11 protein-coding genes are annotated in these 13,097 nt (G+C 43.8%); 7 read left to right on the top strand and 4 right to left on the bottom strand.

Translation table 11 applies throughout. From position 1 onward, the window contains the following. Window positions 1-2: 2 nt before the first annotated feature. The gene (gene choV / locus JHD44_RS00635) at window positions 3-1,184 is read left to right on the top strand and encodes a choline ABC transporter ATP-binding protein (RefSeq protein ID WP_199460067.1); all 1,182 of its coding nucleotides are present in this window, start codon (window positions 3-5) and stop codon (window positions 1,182-1,184) included. Between the two features lie 136 nt (window positions 1,185-1,320). Further along, window positions 1,321-1,926, top strand: a complete 606-nt coding sequence (locus JHD44_RS00640; RefSeq protein ID WP_199460069.1) for a HutD family protein — start codon at window positions 1,321-1,323, stop codon at window positions 1,924-1,926. Window positions 1,927-1,945: 19 nt separating this feature from the next. Here the strand turns inward: JHD44_RS00640 and cpxA are convergent, their stop codons facing one another. Together cpxA and JHD44_RS00650 are read right to left on the bottom strand one after the other, a co-directional pair. Then, window positions 1,946-3,352, bottom strand: a complete 1,407-nt coding sequence (gene cpxA / locus JHD44_RS00645; RefSeq protein ID WP_199460071.1) for an envelope stress sensor histidine kinase CpxA — start codon at window positions 3,350-3,352, stop codon at window positions 1,946-1,948. Between the two features lie 2 nt (window positions 3,353-3,354). Beyond that, on the bottom strand, window positions 3,355-4,044 hold the full coding sequence (locus JHD44_RS00650) for a response regulator (RefSeq protein ID WP_199460073.1): 690 nt from the start codon (window positions 4,042-4,044) through the stop codon (window positions 3,355-3,357). A 193-nt stretch (window positions 4,045-4,237) separates the two neighbouring features. Here JHD44_RS00650 and JHD44_RS00655 point away from each other — a divergent pair, with 193 nt between their 5' ends. The 3 genes from JHD44_RS00655 (at window position 4,238) to galU (ending at window position 7,529) form a co-directional block, all read left to right on the top strand. Then, window positions 4,238-4,783, top strand: a complete 546-nt coding sequence (locus JHD44_RS00655; RefSeq protein ID WP_199460076.1) for a Spy/CpxP family protein refolding chaperone — start codon at window positions 4,238-4,240, stop codon at window positions 4,781-4,783. Window positions 4,784-5,056: 273 nt separating this feature from the next. Then, complete coding sequence (locus JHD44_RS00660) at window positions 5,057-6,340, top strand: MFS transporter (protein ID WP_199460078.1); 1,284 nt, start codon at window positions 5,057-5,059, stop codon at window positions 6,338-6,340. A 358-nt stretch (window positions 6,341-6,698) separates the two neighbouring features. Next, window positions 6,699-7,529 (top strand): UTP--glucose-1-phosphate uridylyltransferase GalU, encoded by an 831-nt coding sequence (galU, locus tag JHD44_RS00665; protein WP_199460080.1) that lies wholly within the window; start codon window positions 6,699-6,701, stop codon window positions 7,527-7,529. Window positions 7,530-7,610: 81 nt separating this feature from the next. Here the strand turns inward: galU and JHD44_RS00670 are convergent, their stop codons facing one another. Beyond that, entirely contained in the window at window positions 7,611-8,402 is a 792-nt protein-coding gene (locus JHD44_RS00670; protein ID WP_199460082.1) for an inositol monophosphatase family protein, read from the bottom strand. A gap of 264 nt (window positions 8,403-8,666) precedes the next feature. On the opposite strand from JHD44_RS00670, the gene JHD44_RS00675 reads away from it, so the two are divergent. Then, the gene (locus JHD44_RS00675) at window positions 8,667-9,392 is read left to right on the top strand and encodes an RNA methyltransferase (protein ID WP_199460084.1); all 726 of its coding nucleotides are present in this window, start codon (window positions 8,667-8,669) and stop codon (window positions 9,390-9,392) included. 89 nt (window positions 9,393-9,481) lie between these two features. Here the strand turns inward: JHD44_RS00675 and gndA are convergent, their stop codons facing one another. After that, on the bottom strand, window positions 9,482-11,008 hold the full coding sequence (gene gndA, locus JHD44_RS00680; protein ID WP_199460086.1) for an NADP-dependent phosphogluconate dehydrogenase: 1,527 nt from the start codon (window positions 11,006-11,008) through the stop codon (window positions 9,482-9,484). A gap of 499 nt (window positions 11,009-11,507) precedes the next feature. Between gndA and JHD44_RS00685 the strand changes: the two genes are divergently transcribed. Then, complete coding sequence (locus JHD44_RS00685; RefSeq protein ID WP_199460088.1) at window positions 11,508-13,061, top strand: phosphoenolpyruvate carboxykinase; 1,554 nt, start codon at window positions 11,508-11,510, stop codon at window positions 13,059-13,061. The last annotated feature ends 36 nt before the right edge of the window (window positions 13,062-13,097 follow it).

A 13,097-nucleotide genomic window follows, 5' to 3' on the forward strand; every position in this document is an offset into this window, starting at 1 on the left:
TCATGCCAATGGTTCAAATTGAAAATCTAGACATTGTCTTTGGTAACCAAAAGCTCGAGTCTCTTCGTTTGTTGGATAAAGGCATGAGTCGTCCTGAGATTCTTGCTCGTACCGGTGATGTTGTGGGTGTCCAAGATGCCACCATCTCTATTGAAGAAGGCGAAATCTGTGTTCTCATGGGGTTGTCAGGTTCAGGTAAGTCGACACTGCTACGTGCTATCAATGGACTCAACAAAGTTGCCCGAGGTCGCTGTTTGGTAAAAGATGGTGACCGAATGGTAGATATGGCGAAGTGTGATGAAGATACACTGCGTCATATGAGAACAAATCGAGTTTCAATGGTCTTCCAGAGTTTTGCTCTGATGCCATGGATGACGGTGCTTGAGAACGTTGCCTTTGGTCTTGAAATGCAAGGTGTTGGCAAGAAAGAACGTGAAGAGCGTGCACTAAAGCAGCTTAAGATGGTCGGTCTGTATGATTGGCGCGACAAAAAACCAGATGAGCTGTCTGGTGGTATGCGTCAACGTGTGGGGCTTGCACGTGCATTTGTTATGGACTCAGATATTCTATTGATGGATGAGCCATTCTCTGCACTGGATCCGTTGATTCGTTCTCAGCTACAGGATGAGTTAATTGAACTGCAAAAATCTTTAAAGAAAACAATTGTGTTCGTAAGTCATGACTTGGATGAAGCACTCAAGATTGGTTCTAAAATTGCCATCATGGAGTCTGCGCGTATTATCCAAGAGGACGTGCCAGAGCAGATCGTTTTGAACCCAGCCACAGAATACGTGGAAAAGTTCGTTGCACATACAAACCCGCTTAACGTACTGCGTGGTAATGCCTTAATGACCCCTGTGGCTCAATTAGGCAAGATGGATAATCTGTACAAATTGACTGAGCACCTTTGGGCAGACCTGCAAGATGGCAAGTTAGAAAGTGCGAAATTACACGGTGAGCCAGTAGCCATTGCTCGTTGGGAGCACGGCATGGACATCGCGGATCTACCAGAAGACTCTGTGGTTGTGGCGCCAGTAGACATTTCCATGCGTGATGCAGTGGAAATTCGCTATCAGACGAAGTTGTCGATTCTATTAGAAGAAAACGGCAAGTGTGTTGGCGTATTATCTGACCACGATTTTTATCATGCCTTGCTGGGTAAGCACTTTAGTCGCGCTTCATAAGCAAAATAACATTGCCTGTACTAAAGCCCCTAGCATTGATGTGCTGGGGGCTTTTTAATGTTCTACTGGTTGCTTGTATATACAACTGTGCTCGTTAAGTGTTTAATATCCTAAACACTTTTTAGGCAGGTATTGCATGAATCAGTTTGCAAAGGTTAAGGGGCCCAAAACATATAAGCGTATGCTATGGAAAAATGGCTTAGGGGAGACATTGGAAATTGAGCGTTTTGACGATGCAAAAGGGCTAGCTTATCGCATCAGTCAAGCGGCTGTTGTAGAAGACGGCGTGTTCTCAGACTTTTCTGGTTTACATCGAACCCTGGTATTGATATCAGGTACGGGGTTGGTATTGACGCACTCTGATAGCGAGCAACATGAACTTGTTCGCCTATTAGATATGGCCAAATTTTCCGGTGGCGAGGTGACCCAAGCCAAGCTTCATCACGGTGCCATTGAAGACTTAAATATTATGGTTCGCGAGGACGACTATTTAGCGGAAGTCAGCCCTATGTTGCCTTTAAGCGAGTATCGCTGGTGTGCTTCAGAGAACACCGTGTATGTTGGTATTTATGCTGTGAGTCAATGTGCATTCCGAAGCTTGTCTAGCCAGACTGAACTGGATCTTGAAGCAGGTGCTATGCTTAAGTTCGATGTCACCGACAGTATCAATCTTATTTGGCTTTCAGGGCAGGCTGTGTTGATTAAAATAGTTGAAACGCCCCAAATTGAGGCGTTGTCATGATTAACCCCTTTGAGGTTAATTAGCTTTTTGGCAATAGTGGTAGTTGAACTTCTAAAAGTAATCCGCCTAATTCGCTTTTACCTGCGCGAATGCTGCCACTATGCTGACGAATTGCGCTCTCGGTAATGGATAACCCTAGGCCTGTACCTCCGCTGTGAGAATCTCGTGCGGTTGAAACACGATAGAAGGGGCGGAAGATGGCTTCCAGCTCGTCTTCAGGTACTCCCTCACCATCATCTTCCACGCGAACACTGATTTGGTCTCCTACCTCTTTCATGGAGACTTCAATGCGTGAGTGACCATAATAGATGGCATTACGAACAATGTTTTCCAACGCACTCATCAGTAATGGTGGGTAGCAAGACAGAGAACGATTAGGAATGTCCGAAAAAGACAGTTGTTTGCCGACTTGCTCGGCTTCGTATTGTGTGTCCTGCAATAAAGTTTCCCAGAGGCTTTGTAAGGGCTGTATCTCACGTTTGTTATGGCTGTCTACCTGCATGCGAGATAAGTCTAACAAGTTGCTAATCATCGCTTCTAAGCGCTGAGTTTCCGTTTCTATACGTGTGAGTTCTGGGCTGACGCCTTGTTTGCGCTGTGCTAAGGAATTTGCCATTCCTAAACGTGTCAGTGGCGAACGCAATTCATGTGAGATATCTGAAAGTAGTCGCTGTTGCCTTAGAATCATTTGATTTACGGCTTCTACCATTTGATTAAAACTGGCACCTGCTTGTCTAAATTCGCTGGTGCCTTTTTCCAGTTCTGGGTCTGTTGCGAATTCGCCTTTTGCAACACGTTGGGCGGCTCTTTGAAGACGCCGAGCTGGCTGACTGAGTGCCCAAGCTAACCATAGCAGTAATGGTGTGCTTACAATCATGGTCGCAAGAAGAAGTTGAAATGGATGATCAAATAACTGAATTAAGAAACTTGGTGGCCGATTCCATTTTACGCTTAAATAAAACAGATATTGCTTATTTGCGAGATGGATTGGGAGTGGCCCTGCAAACATGAATTTTCCATAGAGACGTTGCTTAGGTGTGTCAGCATCGTCAATGTTGGTGACGAAGTTTTTTAAGGCCTTAACGTTTGAGTAGCGCTTTTCATGGGCGGTGATCAGGGTCCCATCTTGATCGGTGATAAAGACTTCTACATCATTTTCCCCACGTCGATCACTACGATGATCTAGGTTCATACTGCTTCGATACAGTTCAGCCACAATGCTGTTTATATCAGTTTGATCAGAAAAATACGTTTGAACCTGATCACGTGCCGAAACAAGGCGATCGTAATGAGGTTGAGGGATATCAGTCACTTTTCTTGGATCAAAATGTTGAAGCGACAAAACAGCCATTAAAACGAGAAACATCGTGAACCAGAAAATCGCAAAAATACGACCATATAAACTGGTGATTTTAGGAAAGCGCATGCTCACTCATCCCCTTGAGTGAGTAAGTAGCCTCGACCTCGAAGAGTCTTAATGCGTGGTTTACCATTTTCCCAATCAGGCAATTTCTTACGCAGGTTTGAAACATGCATATCAATGGCACGGTCAAAAGGAGCTAAGCGTTTGCCGAGTACATCTAGGCTTAGTGTTTCTTTTGTCACCACTTGTCCTGGATGAGACAGAAAATGCTGCAAGAGAGCAAACTCAGTACTGGTTAGCTCTAATAGCGCATCATCGCAGTAGGCTTCAAGCTTGCCAGGGTAAAGTTTAATATCAAAGTATTCCAATATGTCAGTTTGAGGTTCCTGCTGGCGGCTTTGTGCTCGACGTAAGATAGCTCGAATTCTAGCTAAGAGTTCTCTCTCACTGAAAGGCTTTGCCAGGTAGTCATCTGCTCCCAACTCTAGCCCGACGACACGGTCTATTTCATCTCCCTTTGCCGTTAACATTAATACAGGAGTATCCGAGCTCTCCCTTAAACGTCTTAGTGTTTCAATTCCGTTTAACTTTGGCATCATGACATCAAGTAAAATGAGGTCTGTGTCAGGAGTCAGTTTTTGAAGTCCCGCTTCTCCATCGTGAGCTACAGATACGGTAAAGTTCTCAAATTTTAGCAGTTCGCATAACAGTTCTGTTAATTCAGTATCGTCATCAATAAGAAGGATATGGGCCATAGTTAGACTCTTAAAATATCTGGGTTGATTCTATATATGAGCCTAAGTGTACTGAGAATTTGCTCGCTTCGACATGCCTTTACGATACTTTACTCCCCCAAGACGCCAGTTTACCTTGCAGTTTCTAATCTATATCACAAGTGCTGTGAAACAGCTTTTGAACCCCCTTCGTATTATTGATGAGGTATAGAATATGAGTCTTAGTAAAAAATTAATGGTTGCTACATTAGCGCTTCCATTGGCTTTCGGTGCTGCTTCCTCTTTTGCAGCAGGGGATAAATATGAGCGTGGTGGAAAAGGTAGTCATGGACACAGTGACCATCAATCTTGCTCTGGTACTATGGGATTGATTTATAAACTTGATTTAAGTGATGCACAAAAAGATCAGTTGAAAGAATTACGCTCTGTTCGTCATGCACAAGTGAAAAGCAATGCTGCAAAAGATATTGAGCAGAAGCGAGCTGATCGCGAACAGGCTCACCAGACCATGCAGAAAATCGTGATGGCGGATAAGTTTGATACATCAGCTGCAAAACAGTTTGCTGGTGACATGGCAAACAAGCGTGCTGAGCGTAATCTTATGAAGATGGAAGCGGAGCATGAGATGTTTAGTGTTTTGACTGCCGCTCAGAAAGACCAGTTTTTAGAGCTTCAGAAAACTGCGGTAGATGACTGTAAAGCGAAAAAGAAAGGCAAAGATGGCAAGCGTCGTCATCAGGAAAAAGCGGATCAAAAGTAATTCTGCTTAATTAAGTAAACTTGATCATTATTTCCACAAAAAATGGCTTCCTTGAAGCCATTTTTTTGGTGCAATCACTGTCATTTTAAGCCATCATGGCGCCCTATAAAACATCCTGTTTTGTTCCTTGTGTAATCAATATTACACGCTCCTTTTTTGATCTAAAAATTGCTCATTTAACTTAGAGTTCCAGTCAATGACCTATACTGGTTCTAGGTTTATGGTAGCGAGAAAGGTTCTTTTTAGTGTCCCGAATCCGTGGAGTGGTGATTCATGTTTAAGCAGACCTTATTGCCCATTTGGAGTCTATTGTTTGGTGTGGCAATTATCACAATGGCCAGTGCCTTACAGAGTTCTTTGATTGGTATTCGTGCATCGATCGAGTCGTTCAATACGACCGCGACAGGTTTAATCATGTCATCCTACTATATTGGCTTCATTCTGGGGTCAATTTTAGTACCTGTATGGGTAAAGAACGTAGGTCATATCAGAGTATTTGCTGCGGTTGCATCGCTTGCATCGGTCACTATTCTGATGCAGTCCGTTCTGGTTGATCCATGGTTCTGGATGCTTATGCGCATGGGAACGGGGTTGTGCTACGCAGGCTTATTTATTGTCACTGAAAGTTGGTTAAATGCGATTGCAACCAATAATACTCGTGGAAGACTTTTCTCAATCTATATTATTGAGATTTGGGCGAGCCAGACCTTGGGTCAGTTCCTATTGAATGCGGCATCTCCAAGTGGTTATGACTTATTTATTTTGACGTCTGTATTGATTTCGATGGCACTGGTACCTTTGCTATTAGTCAGAACCCCTTCACCTACCATTGAAGTACCTGAAAAGCTAAATATCATTGGTTTAATTAAAACAGCTCCACTTGGTGCGACAGGTGCATTTGTGGCTGGGGTGACCTCAGGTGCGATCTTAGGCTTAGGCGCACTGTATGCTAAAAATATTGGCTTAGATGTGGTCGAGATCTCACTATTTATCGGGGCCAGCTACTTGGGTGGTATGGCGCTTCAATGGCCTATTGGTAAATTATCAGACCGGCAAGATCGACGTCTAACGATTTTGCTGGTTGGATTAGTGGGGGCTGTGACCGCTTTAGTCGTGCCATTTGGTCATAGTGTATCGAATATTTCTATTATGATGTTCGGGATGTTCCTACTGGGGGCATTTACCTTCCCTATGTACGCATTGTCTTCCTCACATATGAATGATCAGCTTCGACCTGAGCAGGTTTTGTCTGCTAGTAGCGGGCTGATCCTTTTGAATGGTGCGGGTGGTGTGATCGGACCGCTGGTGGCATCTGTGATTATGGACTTAGTGCATATCAATGCGCTGTTTATCTTTATTGCCCTAATGAACCTAACGGTTGCTGTATTTGCCATTCATCGTATGCGAGTTAAAGAGCCAATGGTGGTCGAAGAGCAAGGGGATCACGTTCATGTTGGTTTAACAGTTACGCCTGTGGTTGCGGCAGAAATGCTAGCGGAAGCCGACCCAAATACCCCCAGCGTAGCGGAAACGAATGAAGTGGAAATAAAGCTCTAGAAATAAGAACCTTTTGGTTGTATGAGTCAAGCTCTAGTAAAGCAATTGGAGCTTTTGAGTGCGTATATTTTTTGTCATCAAAAATGCTATATGATATTCGTATAGCTATTTTTGATTTATTCAGGTGAACATCTGAAAAAAAACAAAAAATGGCATGTTCTATGCTAGTTATTTAGTGTACAAATTATCTTTAGATACTTTGAAGCTCCCTCATTGAGGTGTATGCGATCCATAATGTAATTTGAAGTCGCTCATTTTTTCGAGAGACAGGACGGTATAGACTGCTTTTCAATGTAGGTGATTTAGTAAGGTTTGTCAGGAAATGATGGCAGCCTATCGTTTTATATAAGGAAAGATTATGATTCGTAAATGTTTATTCCCTGTTGCTGGATACGGTACGCGCTTTCTACCTGCTACAAAATCAATGCCGAAAGAGATGCTACCAGTCGTTAACAAACCATTGGTTCAATATGGTGTAGAAGAAGCGGTAGAAGCAGGATTAGATAACATTACTTTTGTGACCGGACGTGGTAAGCGTGCCATTGCCGACCATTTTGACATTAGCTATGAGCTAGAGCATCAGATTGCAGGAACAGCGAAAGAAGAATACTTAACAGGTATTCGCAGCATCATCGATAAAGTAAATTTCTCGTTTACACGTCAACATGAGATGAAAGGTCTTGGTCATGCTATTTTGACTGGCGAGCCTCTGATTGGTGACGAAGCATTTGGCGTGGTGTTGGCAGATGACCTGTGTATAGGTGGTGAATACGATGGTGTTATGGCGCAAATGGTGAAGCTGTTTAAGCAATTCCGCTGTACCATTGTCGCTATCCAAGAAGTGCCAGAAGACGAAGTACATAAATATGGTGTGATTGCAGGTGAGTCTATCAGTGATGATATCTTCCGTGTCACGAACATGGTAGAGAAGCCTAAGAAAGAAGATGCACCGTCAAACTTGGCTATCATCGGTCGTTACATTTTGACGCCTGATATTTTTGAAAAGATTCGTGAAACACCGCCAGGTGCTAATGGTGAAGTTCAGATTACCGATGCCATCTTACGTCAAGCCCAAGAAGGTTGTGTTATTGCGTACAAATTCAAAGGTCGTCGCTTCGACTGTGGTAGTGTGGACGGTTTCGTCGAGGCAACGAATTACTGCTACGAGAACATCTATAAAGAAAATTGATCATTGAAGAGTTTATTTAATCAAAAATGCCAGCTCGGAAATCCGAGCTGGCATTTTTAGTGTCAGTGCATTGAGTAGATATTATGCACCAAGTTGCTTATTAAGCGTTGGCAACAGGTACTTGAATAGGCGAGGGTTCGCACACAGAACGTTGCCTGTTTGATAATTTGGAGCACCGTCAAAACCAGCGAATAGGCAGCCAGCTTCTTTAGCAATAAATAATGGCGCCTGAACTTCCCATTCACGAAGCTCTAAACCCCATGCAGCATCAAGGCGACCAGCCGCTACGTTTGCAAGCATCACTGCTGGTGCGTCTTGCATAACAACGCGTGCGCCTTTGTTAGCGACTTCTTCTAATACTTTGAATTGGCCTGATGCGTAAGAGATTGTGTCTTCTGTACCAGGAAACTGGGTAGCAAGCGTCGTATTCTCTAAAGAACGAGCACCGCCAGTACGGATGCGAGAGTTGTTTAGGTATGCGCCACGGCCTTTACTTGCGTAAAACTCATCGCGAGTAGATGGGTTTACCAATAGGGCGTGTTCTACTTTACCCGCAACGAGGTAGCTAATTGTGATCGCGAAACCAGATAGACCACGTGTAAACAAATGCTGACCTTGGATGGCATCGATGATCCATTCGCCTTCAGAGCCTTCTTGAACAGTACCTTGTAGACGTGTTGTGATTTTGTCAGCAGGGTAAGCTTTTTCTAGGCTATAAACGATGCTACGTTCAGCGCCAGTGCATACGTTTTGATAAACTTCAGCGGCATTTTGACCTGCTTCTTTATCAAACAGCATTTTCTCTTGCGCGTGGATGATGAAGTCTGCGGCAGCGCGAGCCGCTTTCATAGCGACATTAATTCGTGGTTGCATGGGATACCATTTTTGAATCAATAGGGCAGCTACTGTCTTATGGACAGTACGTTGCGGTTAAAGTGTTAAAGAGCGTTGTCGACGCGATAAAGCAGTAAGGGCATCGACCTTTTGTATCAATATTGTGGGCGCGAATTCTAGCTCAAAAGCTTAAACTAATCTAGTTTAAAGTTGGTTAAATTATGTCCAAATGCTGGGTTATTCTCAATTCTCTGATACCATGGTTCTCTTAATGCTTCACAGACATTTGGTATGAGTTTCTATATGCAACAAAACATTAAAATCGTGCTGGTGAATACGTCTCATCCTGGCAACATTGGTGGCGCAGCTCGCGCGATGAAAAACATGGGGTTAAGTGAGTTGGTATTGGTTGATCCAAAGCTCTTTCCCCATGATGAAGCTGTCAGCCGAGCGTCTGGAGCGACAGATATCTTGGATAATGCCAAAATTGTCGCGACGCTCGAAGAGGCGATTGCTGACTGTCAACTAGCGATTGGTACCAGTGCTCGCGAACGCCATATTCCATGGCCTTTGGTTGACCCTCGCCAAGCGGCAGAGTTAGTTTTCAAGGAACAGTTAAAAACAGCATTTGTGTTTGGGCGTGAAGACCGTGGTTTAACCAATGAAGAGCTGCAACGCTGTCATTATCATGTTCATATTCCATCGGTAGAAGGATTTAGCTCCTTGAATCTTGCTGCGGCTGTTCAGGTGATTGCTTACGAACTGCGTATGCAAGAGCTAAGCTTGCAGGATGGTCCGATTGTGAAAAGTAAATGGGATGTTCCTGCCGCTACATCTGAGCAATTAGATTACATGCTAGGTCACTTAGAGAAAGTGTTGGGGGATATCGAGTTCCTGGATCCGAAAGCACCGCGCCAAGTCATGACCCGCTTCCGCCGATTGTTCCAGCGCTCGCAATTGGATCAACAAGAAGTCGGAATGCTGCGTGGTATGTTAACCGCTATTGAAAAGCAGCAACCGAAAGACTAATGATCTAACGATTATTTTTTCTGCTAACAAAAAGCCCGTTTAGATTGCTCTAAACGGGCTTTTTAGTAAAAGTGTCGCTGTACAAAAGTTTATTTTACTTTTGTTTCTGGACGGCCAGCTTCTTGCCAGTGCGTGTGGAATTTTTCACCAGGCTCAGCGTCAACACGCTCGTAAGTGTGTGCGCCGAAGTAATCGCGTTGAGCTTGAAGAAGGTTTGCAGGCAGAACTTCTGAACGGTAACCGTCAAAGTACGCAAGCGCAGAGTAGAAAGATGGCGTTGGAATACCAGACTGAGCAGCCAATACCACTGCATCACGAAGACCTTTCTGCTTCTCTGCCATAGCGTTAGCAAAGTACTCATCTAGCAATAGATTTTCTAGGTCGTGGTTGCTTTCAAAGGCGTCAGCAATCTTTTGTAGGAACGAGGCACGAATAATACAGCCGCCACGCCAAATCTTAGCAATACCAACGAAGTTTAGTTCCCAATCGTACTCAGCTTGTGCTGCACGCATCAATTGGAAGCCCTGTGCGTAAGCACAGATTTTTGCACAGTAAAGAGCGTTTTCGATAGCTTGCTCAACGGCTTCCGCATCGATTTCAGATACTTCAACATCTCCCACTAGGAAGGCCGATGCTTTTTCACGTTCAGCTGTCAAGGTCGACAACGCTCGAGCGTATACAGATTCACTGATAATACCTGCAGGAACGCCCATTTGCGTTGCGCTGATTGATGTCCAGCGACCAGTACCTTTTTGACCAGCACTGTCTAGAATCATATCAACCAATGGCGCACCAGTTTTCTCGTCATACTGCTGAAGAATGTCCGCAGAGATTTCAACTAGGTAGCTGTTTAGAACGCCTTGGTTCCACTTTTCAAATAGTTTGCCGATTTCAGCAGGCTCATAGCCAAGCAGTGAGCGAAGAAGATGGTAGGCTTCACAAATAAGCTGCATGTCAGCGTATTCGATGCCGTTATGCACCATCTTTACGTAGTGGCCGGCACCGTTAGGACCAAGATAAGCTGTGCAAGGCTCACCTTCTTTAACTGGTTGACCTGGTGTACGCGTCTCGATTGGTTTGCCGTTTGCATCAACTTTCGCTGCAACAGCTTCCCACATTGGCTGTAAGTATTTCCAAGAATCTGCATCACCGCCAGGCATTAGGGATGGGCCAAAGCGAGCACCTACTTCCCCTCCCGATACGGCTGTACCAAAGAATTTAAACTTCTCTTTGTACTCGCTTTCTCGGCGAATGGTGTCCGTCCATTGGCTGTTACCGCAATCTACAACGATATCTTGGGAGTCTAACCCTGCCTCAATTAAACTTTGGCAAACAGCATCTACTGGCTTTCCTGCTGGTACTAACACTACGATGACGCGTGGGCTTACCAACATGTCAAGCATTTGCTTCATGTCATCGCAACCAATGATTCTCGCTTGATCAACTGTATCAGGGCGCTCTTTTGCTTCTGTATCTAAAACGTCCTGTACTTTTTCTTTGTCGAGATCAAAACCTGCAACACGATAACCGTGATCGGCCAGGTTAAGGGCCAGGTTTTTACCCATGACTCCTAGTCCTACAAATCCAATGTTGCAGCTCTGATTCAGATTTTGCATAGCGTTAGGTCTACCTTTGTTTCGAACGGGGGAAGGTTAGAAAGAATCCTACCATGAACTTGGGCTTTCAAGCCTGGCTTTAGGGCAGGTTAAAAGTTGAATTATTGTGGAAGTTCATAAATTCAGGAGGGATTTTAGTCGAGATTTCGAGCAATTTCGAGTGATAATGTTGAAATAGTACATAGTTCTAAAAAATAGTTTAGAACTCATTTATATAGCGGTTTAGTATATATATACGTAATAATCGTACGGAAATGTAGTTTTATTACTTAAATGCAGTTTTCTTACAGATCATAAAATATCCATTCAATTACTGCCTTTTTGAAAAAAGTTAATCATGTCAATTGTTTATGAAAATCCTTGAAATAGAACTTATGAAATAAAATAACACTTTGTTATATCAATATTTTTTTTTAGATTGATTTGTTACTATAGGATTTCCCCAAATAAAAATATCAAAACATTTTTATAACCGTTTTGTTCAGAGGACTAAAGCAACATGAGCAACAGAACTGATGACCAAATCATTCTGCGAAACTTGAATACCGCCCAGCTAGTCGAAAATGCGTTAGTTGATGGTGAGGGTGTTCTGGCAGATACCGGCGCTCTAGTCGTAGAGACTGGTGCCCGTACAGGTCGTTCTCCGATGGATCGTTTCATCGTAGAAGAAGATACAACTAAAGACACAATTCATTGGGGACCGGTCAACCGTCCTTTCCCTGAGGAAAAATTTGCACCATTGTGGGATCGTGTTGAAGCCTACTTGGATGCTAAAAAATCGTATCTATCAGATGTTCATGTTGGTGCTGGTGACGAGTATTACATTCCTGTGCAGATGCGTACGGAAACAGCTTGGCAGCATTTGTTCGGTCGTAACTTATTTATTCTTCCAGAGCAATACAACCCATCTTCTAAAGGTGAGTGGAAAATTCTGAACGTGCCGACTTTTGAGTGTCAGCCGGAGCGTGACGGAACAAACTCTGATGGTTGCGTAATTCTTAACTTTAAAGAGCGCAAGGTTTTGATCGCTGGCATGCGCTATGCAGGTGAAATGAAGAAAGCCATGTTCTCGGTGCAAAACTACCTATTGCCAGCGCACGATGTATTGCCGATGCACTGTGCGGCAAACGTAGGTTCTGAAGGTGATGTAACCTTATTCTTCGGTTTATCAGGTACAGGTAAAACCACTTTGTCTGCGGATGAATCTCGTTTCCTAATCGGTGATGATGAGCACGGCTGGGGCAAAGATACTGTATTTAACATTGAAGGTGGTTGTTACGCGAAAACAATCGACCTTTCTGAGAAAAACGAACCTGTTATCTGGAAAGCAATTAAATTTGGCACCATCCTTGAGAACGTTGTCCTAGATGACGCTCGTAAAGCTGACTACACAGATACATCTTTGACTCAGAATGGCCGTGCTGGTTACCCTCGTCTTCATATAGACAAACGCGCTGAAGAAAACCGTGCTGGTGAACCGAAAGCTGTTATCTTTTTGACTTGTGACCTAACAGGTGTGTTGCCACCAGTGTCTATCCTGAGTAAAGAAGCGGCTGCTTACCACTTCTTAAGTGGTTACACTGCATTGGTTGGTTCTACTGAGATGGGAGCTGGAAGTGGTATCAAATCTACTTTCTCTACGTGTTTTGGTGCTCCGTTCTTCCCACGTTCTGCGGATGTTTACGCTGACCTTCTAATGAAGAGAATTGAAGAGTTTGGCAGTAAAGTTTACCTTGTTAACACCGGTTGGACTGGCGGTGCTCATGGTAAAGGTGGTAAGCGTTTTAGTATTCCTACTACACGTGCAGTTATTTCTGCAATCCAATCTGGTGCATTAGCAAATACAGAAACCGTTCATCTTGAACAGTTAAACGTAGATGTTCCAACTCAGGTTGAAGGTGTGGACTCTGTGTTGCTTAACCCTCGTGATACTTGGGAAGATAAAGCGGCATACGATGAGCAAGCGAAAGGTCTGATTGCTCAGTTCGTAGAAAACTTTAAGAAGTTTGAAACTGTTTCAGAAGAGATTATTAAAGCAGGCCCAAAGCTTTAATTGACAAAAGCTCTTAGCTTTACAAAAAGGCCGCGC

The organism is Marinomonas ostreistagni (assembly GCF_016461785.1).
Classification (GTDB): domain Bacteria; phylum Pseudomonadota; class Gammaproteobacteria; order Pseudomonadales; family Marinomonadaceae; genus Marinomonas; species Marinomonas ostreistagni_A.

Bases quoted from the DNA above. Each gene is read 5' to 3' on its own strand.
- choV (WP_199460067.1), top strand. From the start codon at position 3: ATGCCAATGGTTCAAATTGAAAATCTAGACATTGTCTTTGGTAACCAA.
- JHD44_RS00640 (WP_199460069.1), top strand. From the start codon at position 1,321: ATGAATCAGTTTGCAAAGGTTAAGGGGCCCAAAACATATAAGCGTATG.
- cpxA (WP_199460071.1), bottom strand. From the start codon at position 3,352: ATGCGCTTTCCTAAAATCACCAGTTTATATGGTCGTATTTTTGCGATT.
- JHD44_RS00650 (WP_199460073.1), bottom strand. From the start codon at position 4,044: ATGGCCCATATCCTTCTTATTGATGACGATACTGAATTAACAGAACTG.
- JHD44_RS00655 (WP_199460076.1), top strand. From the start codon at position 4,238: ATGAGTCTTAGTAAAAAATTAATGGTTGCTACATTAGCGCTTCCATTG.
- JHD44_RS00660 (WP_199460078.1), top strand. From the start codon at position 5,057: ATGTTTAAGCAGACCTTATTGCCCATTTGGAGTCTATTGTTTGGTGTG.
- galU (WP_199460080.1), top strand. From the start codon at position 6,699: ATGATTCGTAAATGTTTATTCCCTGTTGCTGGATACGGTACGCGCTTT.
- JHD44_RS00670 (WP_199460082.1), bottom strand. From the start codon at position 8,402: ATGCAACCACGAATTAATGTCGCTATGAAAGCGGCTCGCGCTGCCGCA.
- JHD44_RS00675 (WP_199460084.1), top strand. From the start codon at position 8,667: ATGCAACAAAACATTAAAATCGTGCTGGTGAATACGTCTCATCCTGGC.
- gndA (WP_199460086.1), bottom strand. From the start codon at position 11,008: ATGCAAAATCTGAATCAGAGCTGCAACATTGGATTTGTAGGACTAGGA.
- JHD44_RS00685 (WP_199460088.1), top strand. From the start codon at position 11,508: ATGAGCAACAGAACTGATGACCAAATCATTCTGCGAAACTTGAATACC.